General features: G+C 62.1%; 15 protein-coding genes. 4 read left to right on the top strand and 11 right to left on the bottom strand.

Annotated elements, in window-relative coordinates:
* Window positions 1–179 precede the first annotated feature (179 nt).
* Window positions 180–386 (top strand): UXX-star selenoprotein family 1, encoded by a 207-nt coding sequence (gene uxx1, locus MRX98_RS22100; protein ID WP_281432446.1) that lies wholly within the window; start codon window positions 180–182, stop codon window positions 384–386.
* A gap of 176 nt (window positions 387–562) precedes the next feature.
* On the opposite strand, the gene MRX98_RS19630 is transcribed toward uxx1, so the two are convergent.
* From MRX98_RS19630 to MRX98_RS19620, 3 genes are read right to left on the bottom strand one after another with little or no spacing between them, the layout of a single operon-like run.
* Entirely contained in the window at window positions 563–2,110 is a 1,548-nt protein-coding gene (locus tag MRX98_RS19630; protein WP_246914165.1) for a phytoene desaturase family protein, read from the bottom strand.
* A 20-nt stretch (window positions 2,111–2,130) separates the two neighbouring features.
* Entirely contained in the window at window positions 2,131–3,126 is a 996-nt protein-coding gene (gene cydB / locus MRX98_RS19625) for a cytochrome d ubiquinol oxidase subunit II (protein ID WP_246914163.1), read from the bottom strand.
* 21 nt (window positions 3,127–3,147) lie between these two features.
* Window positions 3,148–4,512 carry a cytochrome ubiquinol oxidase subunit I gene (locus MRX98_RS19620; protein WP_246914161.1) on the bottom strand — a complete coding sequence of 455 codons (1,365 nt, stop codon included), beginning with the start codon at window positions 4,510–4,512 and terminating at the stop codon, window positions 3,148–3,150.
* A 304-nt stretch (window positions 4,513–4,816) separates the two neighbouring features.
* Between MRX98_RS19620 and MRX98_RS19615 the strand changes: the two genes are divergently transcribed.
* Both MRX98_RS19615 and MRX98_RS19610 read left to right on the top strand, forming a co-directional pair.
* Window positions 4,817–6,331, top strand: a complete 1,515-nt coding sequence (locus MRX98_RS19615; protein ID WP_246914159.1) for a S1C family serine protease — start codon at window positions 4,817–4,819, stop codon at window positions 6,329–6,331.
* Window positions 6,321–7,844 (top strand): PDZ domain-containing protein, encoded by a 1,524-nt coding sequence (locus tag MRX98_RS19610; RefSeq protein ID WP_246914158.1) that lies wholly within the window; start codon window positions 6,321–6,323, stop codon window positions 7,842–7,844. Before MRX98_RS19615 ends, MRX98_RS19610 begins: the two co-directional genes overlap by 11 nt.
* Window positions 7,845–8,271: 427 nt before the next feature.
* Here the strand turns inward: MRX98_RS19610 and msrA are convergent, their stop codons facing one another.
* Complete coding sequence (msrA, locus tag MRX98_RS19605) at window positions 8,272–9,336, bottom strand: peptide-methionine (S)-S-oxide reductase MsrA (protein WP_246914156.1); 1,065 nt, start codon at window positions 9,334–9,336, stop codon at window positions 8,272–8,274.
* Between the two features lie 342 nt (window positions 9,337–9,678).
* On the opposite strand from msrA, the gene MRX98_RS19600 reads away from it, so the two are divergent.
* Window positions 9,679–10,437, top strand: coding sequence for an SDR family oxidoreductase (locus tag MRX98_RS19600; RefSeq protein ID WP_246914154.1), 759 nt, complete (start codon window positions 9,679–9,681; stop codon window positions 10,435–10,437).
* Window positions 10,438–10,443: 6 nt separating this feature from the next.
* Here the strand turns inward: MRX98_RS19600 and MRX98_RS19595 are convergent, their stop codons facing one another.
* The 7 genes from MRX98_RS19595 to MRX98_RS19565 are packed head-to-tail and all read right to left on the bottom strand — an operon-like array spanning window position 10,444 to window position 21,411.
* Window positions 10,444–11,103 carry a class II aldolase/adducin family protein gene (locus MRX98_RS19595; RefSeq protein WP_246914152.1) on the bottom strand — a complete coding sequence of 220 codons (660 nt, stop codon included), beginning with the start codon at window positions 11,101–11,103 and terminating at the stop codon, window positions 10,444–10,446.
* Complete coding sequence (locus MRX98_RS19590) at window positions 11,096–14,878, bottom strand: SIS domain-containing protein (protein WP_246914150.1); 3,783 nt, start codon at window positions 14,876–14,878, stop codon at window positions 11,096–11,098. The genes MRX98_RS19595 and MRX98_RS19590 overlap by 8 nt, the downstream gene beginning before the upstream one ends.
* A 13-nt stretch (window positions 14,879–14,891) precedes the next feature.
* Complete coding sequence (locus tag MRX98_RS19585) at window positions 14,892–15,977, bottom strand: iron-containing alcohol dehydrogenase family protein (protein ID WP_246914148.1); 1,086 nt, start codon at window positions 15,975–15,977, stop codon at window positions 14,892–14,894.
* Window positions 15,978–16,016: 39 nt separating this feature from the next.
* Entirely contained in the window at window positions 16,017–17,207 is a 1,191-nt protein-coding gene (locus MRX98_RS19580) for a DegT/DnrJ/EryC1/StrS family aminotransferase (protein ID WP_246914146.1), read from the bottom strand.
* Window positions 17,208–17,220: 13 nt separating this feature from the next.
* Window positions 17,221–18,597: a penicillin-binding transpeptidase domain-containing protein gene (locus MRX98_RS19575; protein WP_246914144.1), complete on the bottom strand. Its 1,377-nt coding sequence runs from the start codon at window positions 18,595–18,597 to the stop codon at window positions 17,221–17,223.
* Between the two features lie 21 nt (window positions 18,598–18,618).
* Complete coding sequence (gene metG, locus MRX98_RS19570; protein WP_246914142.1) at window positions 18,619–20,547, bottom strand: methionine--tRNA ligase; 1,929 nt, start codon at window positions 20,545–20,547, stop codon at window positions 18,619–18,621.
* A gap of 45 nt (window positions 20,548–20,592) precedes the next feature.
* Window positions 20,593–21,411, bottom strand: coding sequence for a PSP1 domain-containing protein (locus MRX98_RS19565; RefSeq protein WP_246914133.1), 819 nt, complete (start codon window positions 21,409–21,411; stop codon window positions 20,593–20,595).
* Window positions 21,412–21,428: the final 17 nt, after the last annotated feature.

Below are 21,428 nucleotides of genomic sequence, written 5' to 3'. Positions count from 1 at the left end.
GCCCAGTTTTAAGTTTTAAGTGTTAAGTTTTAAGTTAATGAATTCTGTCGTTTAGATGTGTGTGGGGGGGGTGGCGGCGGGAACTAGTTGCCGGTGGCCGAAGGTCAGGCGGTTTTTCACCGAGGCGGTGGAAACTGTTAACGGCTTTTCAACCATTTGAAATTTTGGAGGTGAAGAAGATGACGGACAAGGTGGTTATTTACGGGAAGGTGGGGTGACCCCATACGGACAGGGCCCGTGCGGCCCATGAAGGACATCGCTATATCGATGTCAAGGCGGAGGCGGACAAGCTGGAGGAGATGCTCAAGCTTTCCGATGGGAAGCGCCGGGTGCCGGTGATTGTGGACGGCGGTGCGGTGAGTGTGGGGTACAAGGGCGGCTCCTGAGGGGTTTGATCTTATCGGCCCGGCGGGCCGATATTGTTCGAGTGCCATCCATGTGGGCGGTTTGATGTCCGGATGGGATGGGCCGTTTCGCTGCTGAAAATCAGCCATCCGATCATTGCGCGACCGACAGGCAAGGTGCGTTTGCCGTGGGTCGGGCAAGGGGGAGGGCTGATTTTTTATTTGGTTTTTCCGTCCAAGTGGTCGACGGCCTGTTGGGCGGCCCAGACGCCCGAGGCCATGCAGCCGAGTACGCCGCCGCTGATGGTGCCGGCGCCGGCGAGGAAGAGGCCCTCGATGCCCGCCCGGCAATCCATGAATCGGCCCGGGCCGAACTGGCGTGGGGTCTGGTCGGGGCCGAAGTTGGCGCCTTCGTAGCTGTTGACCCAGTAGGCGTTGCTCAAGGGGGTGGCGAATTCGACAAAGTCGAGTTGCTTGCTCAAACCGGGGAGATAGCGTTCGGCGGATTGGATCAGGCGCATGCCGACTTCTTCTTTGAGCTCCTGGTACGCTTCGCCGCGCAGGCGGCTGACGGTGGTGCGGCGCCATTGTTGGAAGATGTGATCATGGCCCAGGCCGCTGATGATTTCCAGGCAGTGGTGACCTTCGGGGGCGTGGCCGGATTCCGGGTCTTTCAACGAGGGGGAGGTCATGAAAAAATAGGGGAACGGGTCGGTGGGAGCGCGCTGGTCGATGGCGCTGTAAGTGCGATTCACGCTGTCGTGGCCGTAATGGATGAGGTTGGCGTCGGTCATGCCGGCGGCCGACAGGTCCATGGTGGTGCCGATGAAGGCATAGAAGGCGCCCGCCGAAGGGGTCATGCGGGCGATCTTTTTTTTGATGGCGCGGGGCACGAGGGCCGGGTCGACGATGTCGCGCAGGGTGATGATGGGGTCCACGTTGCTGATGACGGTGCGGGCGGTGTAGGTGTCGCCCCGGGCGGTGGTGATCTGGAAGCGGCCCTGGCGGCGGGTGATGGCGGTGACCGGGGTGCGCTTCTGAAGGCTCGCATTGTTGCGCTCAAGGGCTTGCACAAAGGCGTCGCGCAGTGCGCCGCTGCCTCCTTTGGGATAGAAGGCGCCATCCATGTAGTGGTCCAGCAACATGAGGGCGACGAAGGCCGAGGCCCGGTCCGGCGGCAGGCCGCAGTTGCCGCAGTGGGCCGAGAGGGCCGCCGCCAGGTTGGGATTGCGGGTGATGCCGTCGAGCAGTCGCTGGTAGGTGGCCCGGTGGTATTTCATCAGCACGGGGTGGCGCAGGATGTAGCGGATGCGGTCCAGCCAGGTTTTGGGCGGCCCGTGGGGGTCGGAGAAGGCGCTGAGCAGCCGGTCGATCACCCCGAAGTAACGGGCGATGGCCTTTTCGTCGTCGGGAAAGAGGGACAGCAGCCGCTGCTGGTAGGCCGCGCGGTTTTTGCACATGCGCAGTTCGAAGGTGGGAAAGTGGTAGCGGTCGAAGCCGTCGGGGTCGATCTCGATGAACGAGACCGCCTTGTCCAGCTCCAGCAGTTGCAGCAGCATTTGGAAACTGCCGCCGGGGGCCAGTTTGCCCAGGTAGTGGACGCCGGTGTCGAAGATGTAGCCATTGCGGCGGAAGGGGTTCATGTAGCCGCCGAAGGAGGGCATGGCCTCCAATAAAAGGACCGAGGCGCCCAGTTGTTTCAGGCGCAAGGCCGCGCTCAAGCCGCCGGCGCCGCTGCCGACGACGATGGCATCCACATCGTTCATGGTGGTTCCTTTCAATTCAATCAGTGGTAGAGCACGTCGTCGGTCACTTTGCCGCGGAAGACCCAGTAGCAGTAAAAGGTGTAGCCCAGCACGAAGGGCAGGGTCACCAGGGCGCCGACCAGGGTGATCATCTGGGTTTGGCGCTGGGCGGCGGCGTCGAAGATGGTGATGTCGGGCAGGATGGCATAGGGGTAGACCCCCGATTGCAACCCCAGGTAGGCCGACAGGAACATGATCAGGGTCCAGAAAAAGGGGGCGCTTTCCACCTGGTTGTGGATGCCCCGCAGCAGCAGCACGAAGCCCGCCAGGCCCAGCAGGGGAAAGAGCCAGACGAAGTAGATGTGGGGCGCGGTCCACCAGCGGTCCATGATGTCGGGCGCCTGGTAGGGGGTCCAGAAGCTGACGATCAACATAAAAAAGGCCACTGCCCAGACGGCGGCCTTGGCTTGGCCGTAGGCCCGCTGCTGCACTTCGCCCGTGGTTTTGAGAATCAGGTAGCCGGCGCCCAGCAGGGCGTAGCCGGCGATCAGGGCCAGTCCCACCAGGATGTTGAAGGGGGTGAGCCAGTCGAAGGCACCGCCGGCGAAGACACCGTTTTCCACGTGGATGCCCGAGATGTAGGCGCCCAGGGTGAGGCCCTGGCCGAAGGCGGCCACCAGGCTGCCGCCGAAGAAGGCCCGGCTCCAGGCGGTCTTGTGGGTGGAGTTGGCGCGGAATTCGAAGGCCACGCCGCGGAACACCAGCCCGAACAGGAAGGTGAACAGGGGTACGTAGAGGGCGCTGAACATGACGGTGTAGGTGGTGGGAAAAACGGCGAACAGGCCGGCGGCGCCGAAGACGATCCAGGTCTGGTTCACATCCCACACCGGTGCGATGCTGCCCATCATCACGTCCTGCTGTTTTTCGCTCCGGGCCGAGGGAAAGAGGATGCCCACCCCCAGGCTGAAGCCGTCCAGAATTACATAGAGAATGATCACGACACCGACCAGGGCGGCCCACAAGTTGATTAAGAACATGGTTGCATTCCTCCTTCGCTGCTACTTTTGGAGCGCCTGCACGCCCGCCATGCGCTGGATGGGGGGGATGGGGCTGTCGTAATCGGGCCCGTTCTCCAATGTGCGGATGGTGTAGTAAAAGTAGGATGCGCCGATGATGCCGAAAAAGATGCAGAACAGCGCCAGGGACCACACCACGTTGCCGGCGGCGATGGGGCTGACCCCCTCGCTGGTGCGCATCAGCCCGTAGACCAGCCATGGCTGGCGGCCGATTTCGGCGGTCAGCCAGCCGAAGATGGTGGCCACGAAGCCCAGGGGTTGGATCACCACCAGGGCCTTGAGGAACAGGGGGGTGTCGAACAGCTTGCGGCGCCACCACAAGAGGCCGGCCCAGAGCATGACGCCCAGAAAGATGAACCCGATGCCCACCATGATGCGAAAGGTCCAAAAGGTGACCAGGACGTTGGGCCGCTCGTCGGCGGGGAACTCCTTCAACCCGGGTATACGGCCGTCCAGGGTGCGGGTGATCAGCAGGCTGAGCAGGTTGGGCACCTGGATTTCGAAGCGGTTGCGCTCGTTGGCGCTGTCGGGGATGGTAAAGAGGATGAACGGCGCGCCGCGGTCCTCATTGGTTTCCCAGTGGGCCTCCATGGCCGCCAGTTTGACTGGTTGGTGCTCGGCCACGGCAACGCCCTTGAAATCGCCCACGATCACTTGCAGCGGGGCCGCCACGGCGGCGACGATCAGCGCCAATCCCAGGCAGCGCCGGTAAAATGCGGTCTCGCGGCCCTTGAGCAGGTAGTAGGCGCTGATGCCGGCCACGACAAAGGCGGCGGTGGCATAGCTGGCCAGCAGCATGTGGGCCAGGTGGGTGGGAAAGGCGGGGTTGAAGATCGCCGCCCACCAACTGGTGAGCATGTAGGTGCCGTCCACGATCTCGAAGCCCGCCGGGGTCTGCATCCAGGCGTTGGCCGCCATGATCCAGAAGGCGGAAAGGGAGGCGCCCAGGGCCACCAGGCAGGTGGAGAGAAAGTGCAGGGTCGGCGGTACCCGGTGCCAGCCGAAAAGCATGATGCCCAGGAAGCCGGCTTCGAGGAAAAAGGCGGTCATGCCCTCGAAAGCCAGCATTGGTGCCAGTATGTTGCCCACCTTTTGGGAGAAGACGGCGAAGTTGGTGCCGAATTCGAAGGCCAGGGCGATGCCGGAGACAACGCCCACGGCGAAGTGGATGGCGAAGATTTTGACCCAGAAACGGTACATGCGGTAATACAGTTCGTCCCGGGTGCGCAGCCACAGTGCCTCCACCACCACCAGGAAGATCGCCAGACCGATGGTCAGGGTGGGAAAGATGATGTGGAAGCTGGTGGTCAAACCAAACTGGATTCTGGAAAGCAACAGGGTGTCCATGCGGTTTTTCCGTATTTGTGGGAGATGGGTTGTCGCTTGTTGGAACCGGCGTATTGCGATCCAACTACAAAAACAATAAGGTGTTTGTAATGAATACTTGTTATGCATACATCGGATGGGGTTATGGGTCAATGTGGGATAGAGCGTTTTAAGTGTTCAGTTTTAAGTTTTAAGTTAAGGAATTCTGTCGGTTAGATGGGTTTGGGGCCCTGGCGGGCCAGTTTTAGGTTTTAAGTGTTAAGTGTTAAGTTGAAGGTATTCTATCGATTAGAGATGGTTGGGGTTTTTTGTCATGGGGGGTGTGATGGTGGTTTTTCGAGGTGGATGGTTTGTTGGGTTGGTGCTGCTGGTTTTTGGGGTGGTGCCGGCTGTTGGGGGGGTGGGGATCGATGTTTCGCAGCGTGGGGTGGTGCGGGTGTATACGGTGGCGCAGGAGCCGGATTATCTGGTGCCCTGGGCGCCGGGGCGCACCGGCGAGGGGTGGGGCTCGGGGTTCATTATCGCCGGCCACCGGATTCTGACCAATGCCCATGTGGTGGCCAATGCCCGGTTCATCACCATCGAGAAAGAGGGCGATGCGCGGCGCTATGAAGCCAAGGTGCTGTTCGCGGCCCACGACTGCGACCTGGCCATGCTGGCGGTGCTGGACGAGACCTTTTTCGAGGGCACCAACGCTTTGACCTTGGGGCCGGTGCCGGCCCTCGACTCCACGGTAACGGTGCTCGGTTATCCCATCGGTGGCGACCGGTTGTCGGTGACCCGGGGAGTGGTGTCGCGCATCGACTACCGGGTTTACGCCCATTCGGGGGTGGATGCCCACTTGGTGGTGCAGATCGATGCGGCCATCAATCCGGGCAACAGCGGTGGGCCGGTGATTCAAGACGGGGCCGTGGTGGGCATGGCCTTCCAGGGGTTCAGCGGCATGGTGGCGCAGAACGTGGGGTACATCATCCCCACGCCGGTGGTGGAAAGATTCCTGAACGATGTGGCCGATGGACGCTATGACCGTTATGTGGATTTGGGAATTCAGTTCTTTCCTTTGATCAACGCCACCCATCGGCGCGCACTGGGTTTGGCGCCGGGGGATTACGGCGTGGTGGTGGGCGAGGTGTTGCGGGCCGGCGCGGCCTACGGCCACCTGGAAACCGGCGATGTGCTGCTGACCATCGACGATCATCCCATCTTCAGTGACGGCCGGGTGGCTATGGACAATGACCGGCTGCTGCTCAATGAGGTGGTGGAGCGCAAGTTCAAAGGCGATACGGTGCGCCTGACCATTTTGCGCGGGGGGCGGGAAATGGTCGTGACCTACCCGCTGACCACGCCGTGGCCCTACCTGATGCAAGCCCGGCAGTACGATGTTCGGCCCCGGTTCGTGCTGTTCGGCGGCGTGCTGTTTCAACCCTTGTCCCAAGGTTTTTTCAATGCCTTGTCCGACAAATCGGTCCTGTTGCGCTATTACTACTCCCAGTTTTTGATGGAGGAGCTGTACATGGACCACCCGGAGGTTGTGGTGATCAGCCGGGTGTTGCCCGACCCCACCACCAGCTACCTGGAGCCCTTCGTCAACGGGATTGTCAGCCGGGTGAACGATAGACCGGTGCGCATCCTGGACGATCTGGCCGAGGCCTTTGCCCGGCCGGCCGAGTTCTACGTGGTGGAGCTGTTGGGCGACCATCCGCCGCTGGTGTTCGAAGCCGCGGCGGTGCGCGATGCCCAGCCACGCATTCGCCGGCAGTACGGCGTTACCCGGGATGCCTACCTGCGCGACAGCATGGTGCCCTCGGAATGGATGGAAGAGATGAAAAATGAGAAGTGAACGGTTTGGAGAGAACGGAAGGCGATCGGCCCGTGGTGCCCCCATCATTGCGGCCTTGATCCTGTTGCTGGGTATTACGGGGTGCGCGATGACGCGGCCGGCGGCACTGCCGGCGCCCGTGATCGGTGATGCCCACCGGGCCCTGCTGCGGGTGACGGTGACCCGGCAGGGGCATTTGTTCAACCGGCCCTGGCAGCAACAGCAGCCGGTGACCCAGTTGGCCATCGGCGTGGTGGTGGGCGACGGGCAGGTGCTGGTCAATGGCTTGCTGGTGGCCGATCAGCGCTACATCGAGCTGGAAACCCTGGACACCCGGCGCAAGGCCCCGGCCGAGGTGGCGGTGGTGGATTACGAAGCCAACCTGGCCTTGCTGCGGCCCCTGGATCCGCTTTTCCTGGAGGGAAGACGCGCCTTGCCGCTGGCCGGGGAGGTGACGGTCGGCGATCGGCTGGGGGTCTGGCAGGTGCGGCCCGGCGGGGATGTGGTGGCCTCCGAAGGCCCGGTCACTTCCGTGGCCTTGGGCGCTTATTTTCAGGAGAACCATTTTCTGACCTATCATCTGAGCGCGAGCCTGCCCTACCGCTTCAACCACATCACCTTGCCGGTGGTCAAAGGGCAGGCGCTGGCCGGTCTGGTGCTGCGGCACAATCCGGCGGGCCAGGCCGTGGAGGTGATCGCCACACCGGTGATCCGCCATTTCCTGGAGGACGCTGCCAATGCGCCCTACCAGGGTTTTCCAATGGGGGCCTTTCACTACGGGCCGACCCTCGACCCGCAACTGCGGCGCTACATCGGGCTGCCCGAAGCGCTCAGCGGCGTCTATGTGCGCAAGGTGATCCGGGGCGGCCCCGCCGACCAGGCTGGTATGCGGGCCGGGGATGTGGTGCTGCGCATCGGCGATCACCCGCTGACCAACACTGGACACTTCCAGCATCCCCGCCACGGATCGACCTCCCTGGTGCACCTGATCCGCACCTACTATCATGTGGGGGACACGGTGCCGTTCCAACTGTTTCGTGATGGCGCGGTGCTGACCGTGAACGTCCGATTGGCCCATCGGCGGCCGGAACAGTACCTGGTGCCGCCCTATGTGGTGGATCGCGCCCCCGAGCACCTGATCGTCGGCGGCCTGGTGCTGCAGGAACTCTCCATGTCCTACCTGCGGGAGTATGGCAGCGACTGGCAGTCCGCTGCGCCCATCCATCTGCTCTACTACCAGCAGAACCAGGACTACCTGGACGAGGACCGGCGCGAAAAGATCGTCATCATCTCCAGCGTGATTCCCACGCCATACACCATCGGCTACGAAACGCTGTCCAACATCGAAGTGACGGCCATCAACGGGCGGCCGATTCGCAAACTGGCCGACGTGCGTCCGGCCCTGGCCCATCCCGTGGACGGCTTTCAGCGCTTCGAACTGCGTCAGCATCCCAAGTTGATTTTCCTCGATCCGGCGGAGTTGGGTTTGATTGATGAGATGATTACGCAGCGGTATGGGATTGCGATTCCGTGATTTTAAATCGGAGATTTAAAATCATAGTTTTAAGTTTTAAGTGTTAAGTTTTAAGTTGAAGGAATTCTGTCGGTTAGAGATGGTTGGTTGAGTTTGTTGGGTTTGTAGAGTTTGTTGTGTTTATTGCGTTTATTGGGTTTGTTGGGTTGCCAGGTCGGATGCGCCTCCCGTAGGGGAACGGCATGCCGTTCCCCTTCATCAGCGGTGATCATAGCAATTATTTTTATGTGAATAATCCGGAATGCATCACAAAACCAGGATTGGTACCGTTTCCAAAGGTGCCCGGCGGCAATGATGGGCTGCCCCGCCAGAACTCACCCCACCACACATTAAATAGAAAGAATACAATAACTTAAAACTTAACACTTAAAACTTAAAACTGCCCGCAGGGCCCTGATGCGCTTCCTTCGTCAGCACATCCTATTATTTATGGTTTTTTCCCTACAGCCTCCTTTTGTGTGGATTGGGTGGGTGTATCGAAGAGGTGGCGGAATTGTTCGTAGCCTTGGGTTTTTAGTTGGTCCCGGGGGACGAAGCGCAGGGCGGCGGAGTTTAGGCAGTAGCGTAGGCCGGTGGGGGGTGGGCCGTCGTTGAAGACGTGGCCCAGGTGCGAGTCGGCGTGCTTGCTGCGGACTTCGGTGCGGGTCATGAACAGCTTGCGGTCCGTGCGTTCCACGATGTTTACGGGGACCAGGGGTTTGGTGAAGCTGGGCCAGCCCGTGCCGGAGTCGAACTTGTCGGTGGAGCTGAACAGGGGTTCGCCGGAGACGATATCCACGTAGATGCCCGGTGCTTTGTTGTCCCAATAGGTGTTGTTGAAGGGCGGCTCGGTGTCGTCCTGCTGGGTGACACTGTACTGCAGCGGCGTCAGGGTGTCGCGCAGTACATCTTCGGCGGGTTTGCTGTAGTCGCCGCCCATGGCGCCGCGGGTGGCGGGGGTTTCGTTCTTGGGCCATGCCGCCCGCAGGAAGCGGTCGCGCCCCGAGTTGGCGCGGTAGAGCTTGTAGCGCCAACTGCTTTTTTTGTAATAGTCCTGGTGGTATTCCTCGGCTTCGTAAAAACGGGTGTAGGGCAGGATGTTGGTGACCAGCGGCTTGTCGAAACGCCCGGATACCGCCAGGGCGTCCCGCGACTGTTGCGCCAGGCGCTTCTGGGTTTCGTCGTGATAGAAGATCGCCGACCGGTATTGTCCGCCGCGATCCACGAATTGGCCGCCGGGGTCGGTGGGATCCACGTGGCGCCAGAAGATATCCAGTAGTTGCTCGTAACTGATCCGGCGCGGGTCGTAGGTCACCTGCACGGCTTCGTAATGGCCTGTGTCGCCGGAGGTCACCTGCTCATAGGTCGGGTTTTCCACATGGCCGCCGGTGTAGCCGGAGACCACGGAAAGAATGCCGTCGGTGCCGTTTTGTTTTTCGAAATCCGCTTCCACACACCAAAAACAGCCTCCGGCGAATGTCGCCAGGGCCAAATTTTCATCTGTTTTGGTCATATCGTCACCTGCCGCCCGGGCATTTCCCGGCATCGTCCCGCCGCAAAACAGCAAGGCCGATACCGCCAATGCCATGTATGTTGAAAGGTTGCGTTTCATGGTGTCACCTCGATACGTGCCATGTCATTGTGTCTTTTTCTAATGTCCATTGTTTAAGCATCCATGGGGCAAAGTCAAAATTCGCCCGCGTCTCTCAATCTTGACAAATTTGTGCCCATGGGGTATCCAGAAACCAGCTTTACGCTTGATATTGTAGGCAAACCTTCCTTGCCACGTACCCTTGCGGCCTTGGGGTCGACTGGGGTGCGCCGCCTTTGACCGTATCGAACAGGAGAACCGAACATGGTGAATTTTCAGTTGGACGGTAAGATCGCTTTGATTACCGGCGCCAGCAGGGGCATTGGCGCCGCCATCGCCGAAACCCTGGCGGCCTACGGCGCCCACTGCATTCTGGTCAGCCGCAAGATCGACGCTTTGAAGCAGGTGGAGCAGAAGATCGTGCAAAACGGGGGCAAGGCCGAGTCCATCGCTTGCCATATGGGCCAACTGGACAAGATCGAGGCGCTGTTCGCGGAGATCAAGGAGCGTCACGGGTTGCTGCACATCCTGGTCAACAATGCGGCCACCAATCCCTATTTCGGCGACATGATGGGCGCCGACGAGGGGGCCTGGAACAAGACCTTCGAGGTGAATCTCAAGGGACCCTTCTTCATGATCCAGCACGCGGCCCGCTTGATGGAGGAGAGCGGCGGGGGCGCCATCGTCAATGTGGCCAGCATCAACGGTGTCCGGCCGGCGCCCTTGCAGGGGATCTACTCCATGTCCAAGGCGGCCATGATCTCCATGACCAAGGCCTTCGCCAAGGAGCTGGCGGGGCGCAAGATCCGAGTCAACGCCCTGTTGCCCGGTTTGACCCACACCAAGTTCGCCGATGCGCTCATTTCCAATGACGAGATTTATCAATACGCGCTGCAGACGATTCCCATGAACCGCCATGCCCAGCCCGAGGAGATGGCCGGCGCCGTGCTCTACCTGGTGTCCGACGCATCGTCGTTCACCACCGGCACCTACATCGTTTGCGACGGGGGCAGTCTGGCCTGATTTTTTCTATTCTTCGCCGGCAGGCGGCGCGGTTTGGCCGTAGTGTTTGAACTTTTCCAGCACTTCGGCCATTTGGGTGTCGGAGAGCAGGCGGGGTTCGCCGGCCACGAGGGTCTGGTAATAGATGCGGGCCACCAGTTCGATCTCTTCGGCCACGTCGAAGGCCTTCGCCAGGGTGGCGCCGACGGCCACCAGGCCGTGGTTGGCCAGCAGCACGGCGTTGTGGTCGCCGATGGTGTCGGTGATCGACCGGGCCAGGGCCGGGGTGCCGAAGGTGGCGTAGGGGGCCAGCGGTACCTTGGGGCCGGCGAAACCGACCAGATAGTGCACGGGCAAAATTTCCCGGTGCATGCAGGCCAGGGTGGTGGCAAAGACCGAGTGGGTGTGCACCACGGCGCCGATGTCCGGCCGGTGGCGATAGAGGGCCAGGTGGAAATCGAGTTCCGAGGAAGGCCGCCGCTCTCCCGCCGCCACCGCGCCCCTGCCGTCGCAGGACACCATATCCGCCGGGGTCAGGGCCATGTAGGGGATGCCGCTGGGGGTGATCCAGACCCGGTCCCGCGACCGCTCACAGACGCTCAGATTGCCGCCGGATCCGGTGGTCAAGCCGCGGGCCAGCATCTCACGGCCGAAATGCACCAGGGCCTGTTGCGGTGTGTCATGCATGGTCCTTGTTCCCTTCCGTCTTGAGCTGCAGGACCAGCAATTCGGCGATCTTTTCGGCGGAACGGCCGAACAGCTCTTCCATGGGCACCTGTTCCAGGTGCTCGTCTTGCCAGGGGATGGAGTTTTCCTGCACGATGTTCTTGATGTTGTCGTACTTGCCGCCCAGGGCCTTGATTTTCAGTGGCAGTTCCACCCGTTTGTGGAAACCGATGTTGAGCAGCAACAAGTGCTCGATGCGGTTGGCGTTGGCCGGGTCGCTGGAAAAGGCGGGGATGAGCAGGATGCTGCGGTCGTCCTTGCGCCCCTTGCCGATGTAGACATTGCCCTGGCGGACCACGATGTACTTGGTGCCCTTGAGGCTTTTGTCGGTCTCCACGCGGGAGGTCAGGGGCTGCAGCACGCCCTCCTTGCGCACCACTTCGATGGTGGTGGCCTCGTTGGGCTCGCCCAGCAGGTCGAGATGGTCGATGCGGTAGAGGATCGCGCCGTGGATTTCAGCCACGATGTGCTGCAGATTGCGCAGCACCAGGATGTTGCGGTTGTTGAGCTGGGCGGCGCTGATGGCGTGGGCTTCGAGGGCGTCGAAAAGAATGCCGCCGATCTTTTCGCTGATGCGGCTGGTGCCCACGGTGACGGTCTTGGCCTGGTGCTTGATGGCGTCCACCGGGCGTGACAGGCCGTTGATCGCTTCGCCCAGGCATTGAAACAGGCTGTCGATCATGTTGGCGGCCGTGCCGCGTTTGCCGAAATCCATTTCGAAGTCGGCCACGGGCAGGCGCCCGGACAGGTATTTGAGCAGCAGCAGCAAGTCGGCGGTGTGGCGGATCGTGTCGGGCAGGCGCCCGGCGGTCATGCGTTGGCGCAAGTCGACGTAGAATCGGGCCATCTGCTCGCGAAACGATTTTTCCAGCACCACTTCGTAGACGTCCAGGCCGTCGCGGGCGAACTGGTCGATACGCGCTTTGGTCGCTTCACGGAAATCGTGCAGGAAGCGGGAGCCGCCGTTGATGGCCAGGGCCGCGTAGTAGCCCCACAGGTGGCCCACCAGGGTGTTTAGGATGGGGGCCAGGTGGGGAGGCGCGGCGGGAACGGGAAAGACATCCTCGGCGTAGGCGTCGAAGCGGTTTTCCCCTTCGTCGGCGATGACCACCGGCGTGGCTTTGTGGGCGCGGAAGATGGCTGTGTCCTTGACGATGTCGCCGATGACGGTGCTCGGGGCGCCGGCGGCGCAGATCAGAATCAGCGGTTCGGCCGACAGGTCGATGTGCTTTTTGTCCTCCACGTAGTCCGAGGAGATGGTCTTGTAGCACAGTTCGCTGAGTTTGATGCGGATCTCGTCGGCGGCCGATTTGTTGGGGCCGCTGCCCACGGCCGCCCAGTAGGTGCGGGTGGTGGCCAGCCGCTCGGCGGACTGGCGGATCGCTTCACCCATGGCCAGCACCTGGCGCATCTGGCCGGGCAGTTCCAGCAGGGCTTTGATTTCATCCGTCACGAAGGCGGCCGAGCGGCGCTGTTTGACTTCGGCGATTTTCAGGCTGATCAGGGCGCCGGCCACGATTTGGGAGTAGAAGGCCTTGGTCGAGGCCACGGACATCTCGATGTCCCGGCCGCTGCTGGTGTACACCACGCCGTCCACTTTGAAGGTCAGGTCCGAGTCCCGGCGGTTGACGATGGCCAGGGTCAGCGCGCCCCGCGCGCGCACCATGTCCACGGCGCGATTGGTGTCCGTGGTGGTGCCCGACTGGCTGATGGCGATCACCAGGGCGTCGTTCATGCCGGCCTGATTGCCGCCGGCGTCCAGTTGAAAACCGCTCAACTCCGATGCCTTCAGGGCGCTGATCTTCAGGGTGGGCTCGTTCAGATAGTGGTTGAGAATGTCGGCGATGGCCTGGGCGGCGATGCCGGCGGTTCCCTGCCCGATGAAATAGACCCGGCGCACCCGGTCTTCGGCCAGGGCTTGCACCAGTTTTTGCGGAAATGCGCTCTCGGGCAGGACGATGTTGCAGCGATCCCGGTCGCGCAGGGACACTTTCCAGCGGTTCTGCAGGGTGCGGGCCACCGACTGTGGCGCTTCGGACACCTCCTTGAGAAAGTAGTGGGGGAAGTGCTGGCGGTCGATGTCGCGGGAGGTGATGCGGGTGTGCTGGATGTCCTGCGCCGTCAGGCTGATGGGCGTGCCGTCGTAGTAGCAGGCCCGGATGCCGTCCAGGCCGCCGGCGCTTTGCTGGTCGAGAATGAAAATCTGTCCCTGGGTGGTGCCGTCGCGCCCCTGGACAATCTTTTCGCCGTTGAGCTTGAGGAAGGCGTCGGTCTGTTCCACGAAACCGTACACCTCGGAGGTGGCCAGGTAGTGGTCGCCCGCCAGGCCGACGAACACGGCCTGCCCGCTGCCTTTCTGGGCCAGGAAGAGTTTGCCGGGGGCCAGGTCGGTGTGCATGGCAATGGCGTGGGAGCCGTCGAAATCGTTGACCGCCAGGCGAAAGGCCGTTTCCATGGGGTGTCCCTGGCGCAGGTAGTGCTCGATCCGCAGGGGGATCACCTTGGTGTCGGTGGAGATATCGGCGTGGATGGGGTCGCCGTTTTGCTCCCACTGCTGCCGCAGTGCCAGGTAGTTGTCGATGTCGCCGTTGAGACAGGCGTGGATCATGCCTTTTTGGCCGCACCCCTGCTGCTCGGTGGCGTTGTCCACCGGATGGCAGTTGGCGATGGTGATGGCGCCCACGGAGGCCCAGCGGGTGTGGGCCGATACGGTGTGGAAGCGATGGGGCAGGCGGGCCACTTGCTGCAGTACGCGGTCCTCGGCGATGGCCTGGCGCAACTGGCGCACATTGTCGCCCAGGCTGCCGATTTCGGCGGCCACTTTATAGGTGAGGGTCAGGCCGGTCAGTCCGTCGGCCGCGTTGTGGTGGATGCCGATGGCGCCGTGACCGAGCACCGGTTGGTTTTGGCGCAGGGCAACGGTTTCTTCAAGCGCTTGCTTGCGCCAGGTCTCTTGCAGATCGGCCATCGCTTCGGGCGCCAGCACGAACAGCAGCGACAGGCCGGCCGAATCCCGCCCGCGGACTTCCAGTCGGTCGATGCTGTTGAGCACCGTGTTGAGGTTGTAGAAGATCTTGACCACCTCCCCTGAAGGGCGGGCGGCCGTTTCGCCGATCAACTGTGCTGTTTTGCCGATGTTCTCGAGGACCTCGGCTTTCAGGCACCAGGCCGCGTCCATGAGTTTTTCAATGCGCCGGTCCACCACATCGGCATCGGCGGCGGCCAGATGGCCGACCTTTTTGGCAAACAGGTCGGCCTCTTGTTGGGCGAAGGCGGTGAGCTGGCGCGACCAGGCGGCGAGTTGATGCTGCAGGGGGCGGTCGGCGAACAGCGCCAGGAAGCGCTGTTCCATTTTCAGCGTACAAGCACCCTCATAGAGACGCTCCAGGGGGCCGTCGCCGCCCAGGTACGCTTCGGCCAGGGGCCGTTGGTCTCTCAAACAGGCGGCCAGGGCGTTTGCTTGCATCTGCTCTACCAGGGTCTGCAAAACGGCCGGGTCGTCGGCGATGGGCGGTGGCGCCGGGCGTTGGAAAGCGATCAGGCCGGCCAGGCCGCAACGCAGGGTGGTGGTCGACGCGGGCAGCAGCACCCAGGCGCCGCCGCGGTGTCCGGCCGGCATCCGGCCCCAGAAAACAGGCAAACGGCAGAGGGCTGCGAGAGCGGCGCCGCTGCGGCGCCACCAGGACATCGTTTGCCGGTACCGGCGGATGCCGGCCCGTTGCAATCGTTTGAACATGGTTGGAAATCTCCTACATCCGCCGGTAGAGATCGCGGAGTTTTTCACGGGTCATGATTTGCTGCCAATCCTTGCCCAGGGCGTTTTCCCACAAGGGATGGAGCATCAGGGCCACGTTGACCATGGTATCGATCTGCGCGTCGGAGGAGGCGGCGGTGACGCCCCGGGGCAGGTCGATGCCCTGGCGCTCCAGCATGCGGCGGAATTCGGCCACGCCTTGCGGGTAGAATTCGTCCAGGTAGTCGAACACGATGCTGTTGCCGATGCCGTGGTGCACCCCCAGCACGAAGGCCAGGCCGTAGGACATGGCGTGGGCCACCCCCACCTGGGAGTAGGCGATGCTCATGCCGCCGAAATAGGAGGCCATCATCAGCTTGTCGTCGCTGTCGGGGGTGTCGGCCTGCAGGAACACCTCCTGGCAGAGGGCCAGGGATTTTTCGCCGTAGGCCTGGGAGAAGGCGTTGAGATAGGTGCCGGTCAACGACTCCACGCAGTGGATGTAGCAGTCCATGCCGGTGTAGAAGCGTTGCTCGCGGGGGGCGTCGGCGATCAACTCGGGATCGAGCACCATCTGGTCGAAGACCGTGTGGTCCGAGTTGATGCCCAGCTTCTTTTCCGGGCCGGTGAGCACCGTGGTGCGGGAGACCTCGGCGCCCGTGCCCGAGAGGGTGGGCACGGCGGCGTGGTAGACGGCCGGTACCTGGATCAGGTCCCATCCCTGGTAATCGGCGGACGAGCCGGGATTGGTGAGCATCAGGGAAATGGCCTTGGCCAGGTCCATGGTGCTGCCGCCGCCGATGCCGATCACACCGGCGGGCAGGTGGCGCCGCCGCTCGGTCATGGCTTTGCGCACCTCGGCGGTCAGTTGATCGACGTATTTGGTTTTGGGTTCGTCGTCCACATTGACCCACAAGAGCAGATCCTCGTCGTGCAGGGGCAGGCGCTCCTGCAACGGCTTGCCTTTTTTGAACACGTCATCGACGACGAACACCATGTCTGGGCATTCGGCGGTGCGTTGGGCGGCCAGGATGTCATCCAGCTGGTTGAAGCAGCCGCGTCCGAAAACGATGCGCTTGACCGTTTTGAAATTGCGAAACATCGATTCACCTCGTGATTGGGTTGTGATCCTCATGGTTCTTTAAAGGGCGTCCAGCACCTGCCGTACGGCGGCGATGCGCGTTTGCAGCTGTTCGGCGCTCCAGGCCAGCTTGATCTGCATGGAGATGGTGCGGCCCATGATGGCGTCCGAACGGGGCAGGCTGATGCGGCTGTAGTTGGGGCAGTAGTCGTAAAGTTGGGCCGGCAGTTTGGCGGCCGTCTGCATCTGCTTGAGGTGATGCCACTGGCGCAGGTAGTGCCAGTTGTTGTCGTACCAGTAGAAACAGCCGTCCGCGCCGGCGGCGCCGAGGGCCTGGGCGGTGCGGCGGGCGGTGGCTTCGTCGGGCAGCATGAAGCTCAGGAAGGTGGCCGAGTCGCCGTCGGGGTCGGGCAGGTGGCGGAATTGGATCTGGCCGTATTCGGCCATGGCCGCCTTGAGGGCTTGCTTGTGGTTGCGCTGGGTTGCCAGAATGGCGTCCAGTTTGCGCAATTGCGCCACGCCCACGGCGGCGTTGAGCTCGCTGATGCGATAGTTGTAGCCGATCATGGGGTGGTCCTCGGCGCCCCGGTCGTTGCCGATGTGATCGTGGCCGTGGTCGGCATAGGCGTGGGCCGTGGCATAGCGCTCGGCGTCGTCGGTCACCACCGCCCCGCCTTCGCCGCAGGTGATGGTTTTGACCGGGTCGAAGGAGAAGCAGCCCATGTGGCCGAAGGTGCCCAGGGCCTTGCCCCGGAGGGTGGCCCCAACTGACTGGCATGTGTCTTCGATGAGCACCAGCCCTTTGCGGTCGCAAATCGCCTTGATCCGGTCGATGGCGGCCATGGCGCCGCACATGTGCACCGCGATCACCGCCTTGGTGCGGGGGGTCAGGGCGGTTTCGAGGGCCTCGGGGTCCAGGCAGAGGGTTTCGTCGATCTCCGCGAACACCGGCACGGCGCCGGCGGTCAGGACGGCCTCGAAGTCGGCCACGAAGGTGAAGGGCGGCAGGATCACTTCATCGCCGGCGCCGATGCCGCAGGCCGCCAGGGCGATGCTCAGGGCGGCGGTGCCGCTGTTGCACAGATGGCAGTGGGCGATGCCCAGGCGGGCGGCCAGCTCCTGCTCGAAGGTGCGTGCTTTCCAATGGCCCTGGCGGGCTGCGTCGAAGCCGTAGCGAAACAGCACGCCGGTGTCCAGCACGTCCTGGATCTGGCGCCGCTCTTCTTCCCCGAATATTTCGAAACCTGGCATGATTGCTCCTGTGTCAACTGTCCGAAGGCCCGCCGGCGGTTTGCCGCCGGGCCGGACTGTTTTTAAAATAGTGGGTCATGGCGGTGCGGGCATAGGTGCCGGCCCGCACGCCGATATAGTCTACATGGGCCACCAGGGCGGCCACCACCAGTCGTTCGCGGCCCTTTTGCTTTTCGGCATAACCGGCGAACCAGTCGATGCGCGCTTCACGGTCGCGGGTGGATATGGAGCCGGTCTTGCCGCCGATGCGCAGGCCCGAAAGCACGGGATCCCGTTGCCGGTTGCTGAACAGCGAACGGGCGGTGCCGGAGCGCACGGTGGCCTCCATCATTTCCATGAGGGCATCGGCGGCCTTGCCGGACATGGCCGGCGCGCCGTGGGTGTTGTCGGCGCGGTAGAGCAGGCGGCCGTCCTGGTCCTCGATGCGTTCGATCAGGGTGGGCACGGCCATTTGCCCCTGGTTGAGGGCGGCGGAGATGATCATGGCCGCGTGCAACGGTGAAAGAGTGGTTTCACGGTTGAAGCCGCTGGCGATCTCCGCCCAGTGGTAAGGGGTTTCCTTGACGGCCAGGTGGCTGGGGTCGATGGGCAGATCGAAGTCGATGGGGCGGTTGAAGCCGAAGTCGGCGCCGTATTGTTCCAGCAACGACTTGCCCAGGTCCAGTTTGCCCAGCTTGCCGAAAACCGGATTGACCGATTCGGCGAAGGCAGCGGACAGGGAGATGGTATGGGTGTAGCGATTGTTGGTCTCCTGGAGCTGGTTCCGGTAGAGGGTGTGCTTGTAACCGTTGAACTTCAGCGGTGTTTTGCCGGTGTAGTTGAATTGGTCGACGGCCGCGGCGGCGGTGACGATTTTAAACAGACTGGCGGCCGGAAAAATATTGCTTAAACAGGGATTTGCGTCCGGGTCGGCCTTGTCGAATCCGACCATGGCGCGCACACGGCCGGTTTCGGGCTCCATCGCCACGATGCCGATGTAGCGGGCGTGGCGGCGGTCCAGGGCCTTGACCAGGCGTGCTTGCAACGCTTCGTCCAGGCAGGTGGTCACCCGCAGCTGCTGCCCATTGAGCGGCAGCACCACCTCGCGCTGCATCAGGTCGGCCAGGGGCAGCCGGGCCAGCAGCAACTGGACATCGCTCTTGCTGAGCAGGGTGTCGCTGTCCAGCACCGGGTTGACGGCCGCCACGGGCGCCGGGGGCACTGTGTCATCACCGGGCCGGGTGGCCGCCATGCCCATGAACAGGGCATAGAAGACCGTGGCGAGCACCGCGGCGGTCAACAGCATGCGCCGGAAGGTCACCACTTTGCGGGGCCGGCGCAGCCCCTTTTGGTACTCGCGCCAAGTGGGGCGGCGCCGACCGCCGGGGGGAGTTTTGAAATCAGCAGCCATGGCATTCCGTAAACTTTGTTTTTACTTGATTGCGCTGCCGGGCGGCATGGGCTTTGCGGGCGTCAGCACCGCGGTTTGGTCGTCGGCGCCGGCGGCCAGCAGCATGCCTTTGGACAGCACGCCCATCAGTTTGGCCGGTTTGAGGTTGGCCACCACGATCACCTGTTTGCCCACCAGCGCATCGGGTGCGTACACCCCGGCGATGCCGGCCACCAGGGTGCGCGGTTGTGTTTCGCCCAGATCCACCTCCAGCTTGAGCAATTTCTTGGCCCGGGGCACCGGTTCGGCGCTGATGACCGTGGCCACCCGCAGGTCGATGCGCGCAAAATCCTCGATGGTCGCCTCTTCCTTCAAAGGCGGCTGGAGCGCTGAACCGTTTGCCGCCGGGTTTTCGGCCGCGGGATCGGTCTTGACGTTCACGCGCGGGAAAAGGGTGGTCGATTTGGGCAGTTGGTTGCCGGCCGCCATTTGGCGGAACTGTTGCAGGGCGGCCAGCTTGTAGAAGGGGTGGTCCGGATCGCCCCCCAGGTGTTTGTGCATGGTGGCGGCGGTGTCGGGCATCACCGGGTGGATCAGCCCTGCGATCACCCGTAGCCCCTCGAGCAGGTTGTAGAGGACGCTTTGCAGTTGGGCACGGCAATTCTTGTTTTTGGCCAGTTCCCAGGGTGCGGTGACATCGATGATTTTGTTCATCTGGTTGATCAGTTCCCAGATGGCCGCCAGGCCCTTGTGGAAAGCGAACCGGGGCATTTCCCGGCAGTAGTTCTCGATGCAGCTGGCGCACTTGGCGTCCATTTCCAGTGCCAGTTCCTGCTCGATGGCCGGGTCGGATGCGGGCACCCGGCCGTCGCAGTACTTGTGGACCATGGTCAGCACCCGGGAAAAGAGGTTGCCCAGGTCGTTGGCCAGGTCGGCATTGATCCGCTGCACCAGGGCCTCCTCATTGAAGTTGGCATCCAGGCCGAAGACCATTTCGCGCATCAGAAAGTAGCGGAAGGCATCCAGCCCATAGACGTTTTTCAACTGCAACGGTTCGACCACGTTGCCCAGGCTTTTGGACATTTTGCTCTGGTCCACGTTCCAGTAGCCGTGGACGTTGAGATGGCGGTAGACGGGCAGCCCGGCGGCCTTGAGCATGATGGGCCAGTAAATCCCGTGGGGTTTGAGAATGTCCTTGGCCACGATGTGCTGGGCCACGGGCCAGAATTTTTGGAACAGCGGGCCGTCGGGGTATCCTATGGCCGAGACATAGTTGATCAGGGCGTCGAACCAGACGTAGGTGACGTAATCGTGGTCGAAGGGCAGGGTGATGCCCCACTTGATGCGCGACTTGGGACGGGAAATGCACAGATCCTCCAGCGGTTCGCGCAGGAAGGCCAGCACTTCGTTCTTGTACCGCTCGGGGCGGATCATGTCCGGGTTTTGTTGGATGCGGTCGATGAGCCACTGTTGGTACTGTCCCATCTTGAAGAAGTAGTTGGACTCCTTGATGACTTCCGGTTCGGTCTGGTGGTCCGGGCATTTGCCTTCCACCAGCTCCCGTTCGGTGTAGAAGCGTTCGCAGCCGAAGCAGTAGAGCCCCTCGTATTCGCTGAAGTAGATGTCCCCCTGGTCGTAGATTTTTTGCAGGATCGTCTGCACCACCTGGCCGTGGGCCGGGTCAGTGGTGCGGATGAAGGAATCGTTGGAAATGTTGAGCTGGGGCCACAATTCCCGAAACAGCGCGCTGATGCGGTCCACGTACTCCCGGGGGGTCATGTTCTCTTTGCGGGCCGCGCGCATGATCTTGTCCCCGTGCTCATCGGTGCCGGTCAGGAAGTAGGTCTCGTCGGTGAGCATGGTTTGGTAGCGGTTGATCACGTCGGCGCAGATAGTGGTGTAGGCATGCCCCAGATGGGGGCGCGCGTTGACGTAGTAAATGGGTGTCGTTATATAAAAGGGTGAAGGCATGGGGCTCTCTCCGGAAGTGTTTGGGAGTTACGGTGAACGGCGGCCTTACTTGGCTTTGTTGCCGATAATCTCATCGACGCTCACTTCGACCTCTTGATTGTCCTCGGTGCGCAAGGAGATGGTTTGCTGCAGGTAGTTGAGACGGATCACCTTGCCGCTGTGTTCCTTGGTCGTGACCATCTTGCCCATGCCCGGGAAATTGGCCTTGAGCTCCTGATAGACCTTGTTCTCGAAGGTCAGGCAGCACATGAGCCGACCGCATTGCCCGGAGATTTTGGTTGGGTTGAGGGACAGCCCCTGCTCCTTGGCCATGCGGATCGACACCGGGTCGAATTTCTCCATGAAACTGCTGCAGCAAAATTCCCGGCCGCAACGGCCCAGACCGCCGCACATCTTGGCCTGGTTGCGAATGCCCACCTGGCGCATTTCGATGCGGGCGCGGAACTGCTTGACCAGCATTTTGACCAGTTGCCGGAAATCGACCCGGCCGTCGGCGGTGAAGAAAAAGGTCAGGCGGCTGGCATCGAAGGTGGCTTCCACGGCAAAGAGGTTCATCTTAAGGCCGAGGCTTCTGATGCATTGGAGGCAGTAGGTGTGGGCCTCCTGCTCCAGCGTCTTGTTTTTGTTGCGTTGTTCGAAGTCCTCTTCGGTGGCCTTGCGGAACACCTTTTTCAGTTGGGCTTCGCCTTTACCCCCGCCGTCGCCGTTGTCCTGTTCTACGGGGATGCGGGCCACGGTGCCCAACCCCAAGCCTTTTTCCGTCTCGACGATGACCGCGTCTCCCTTCTGGAGAACGAAGACACCGCAATCGAAGTCATATATTTTTCCGCCCGTTTTAAAGCGGATACCGACTGTTCTTCCCATGTCCATATACCGTCGTG

The sequence above is a fragment of the Desulfatitalea alkaliphila genome (assembly GCF_022968795.1).
GTDB lineage: Bacteria > Desulfobacterota > Desulfobacteria > Desulfobacterales > Desulfosarcinaceae > Desulfatitalea > Desulfatitalea alkaliphila.
Note: the sequence above shows the minus strand (reverse complement) of the source record. Positions and strands in the feature narration are given on the sequence as shown.

What these genes read in the sequence shown, in the direction of transcription:
- MRX98_RS19630 (WP_246914165.1), bottom strand. Translation starts at nt 2,110, where the DNA reads ATGAACGATGTGGATGCCATCGTCGTCGGCAGCGGCGCCGGCGGCTTG.
- cydB (WP_246914163.1), bottom strand. Translation starts at nt 3,126, where the DNA reads ATGTTCTTAATCAACTTGTGGGCCGCCCTGGTCGGTGTCGTGATCATT.
- MRX98_RS19620 (WP_246914161.1), bottom strand. Translation starts at nt 4,512, where the DNA reads ATGGACACCCTGTTGCTTTCCAGAATCCAGTTTGGTTTGACCACCAGC.
- MRX98_RS19615 (WP_246914159.1), top strand. Translation starts at nt 4,817, where the DNA reads ATGGTGGTTTTTCGAGGTGGATGGTTTGTTGGGTTGGTGCTGCTGGTT.
- MRX98_RS19610 (WP_246914158.1), top strand. Translation starts at nt 6,321, where the DNA reads ATGAGAAGTGAACGGTTTGGAGAGAACGGAAGGCGATCGGCCCGTGGT.
- msrA (WP_246914156.1), bottom strand. Translation starts at nt 9,336, where the DNA reads ATGACCAAAACAGATGAAAATTTGGCCCTGGCGACATTCGCCGGAGGC.
- MRX98_RS19600 (WP_246914154.1), top strand. Translation starts at nt 9,679, where the DNA reads ATGGTGAATTTTCAGTTGGACGGTAAGATCGCTTTGATTACCGGCGCC.
- MRX98_RS19595 (WP_246914152.1), bottom strand. Translation starts at nt 11,103, where the DNA reads ATGCATGACACACCGCAACAGGCCCTGGTGCATTTCGGCCGTGAGATG.
- MRX98_RS19590 (WP_246914150.1), bottom strand. Translation starts at nt 14,878, where the DNA reads ATGTTCAAACGATTGCAACGGGCCGGCATCCGCCGGTACCGGCAAACG.
- MRX98_RS19585 (WP_246914148.1), bottom strand. Translation starts at nt 15,977, where the DNA reads ATGTTTCGCAATTTCAAAACGGTCAAGCGCATCGTTTTCGGACGCGGC.
- MRX98_RS19580 (WP_246914146.1), bottom strand. Translation starts at nt 17,207, where the DNA reads ATGCCAGGTTTCGAAATATTCGGGGAAGAAGAGCGGCGCCAGATCCAG.
- MRX98_RS19575 (WP_246914144.1), bottom strand. Translation starts at nt 18,597, where the DNA reads ATGGCTGCTGATTTCAAAACTCCCCCCGGCGGTCGGCGCCGCCCCACT.
- metG (WP_246914142.1), bottom strand. Translation starts at nt 20,547, where the DNA reads ATGCCTTCACCCTTTTATATAACGACACCCATTTACTACGTCAACGCG.
- MRX98_RS19565 (WP_246914133.1), bottom strand. Translation starts at nt 21,411, where the DNA reads ATGGGAAGAACAGTCGGTATCCGCTTTAAAACGGGCGGAAAAATATAT.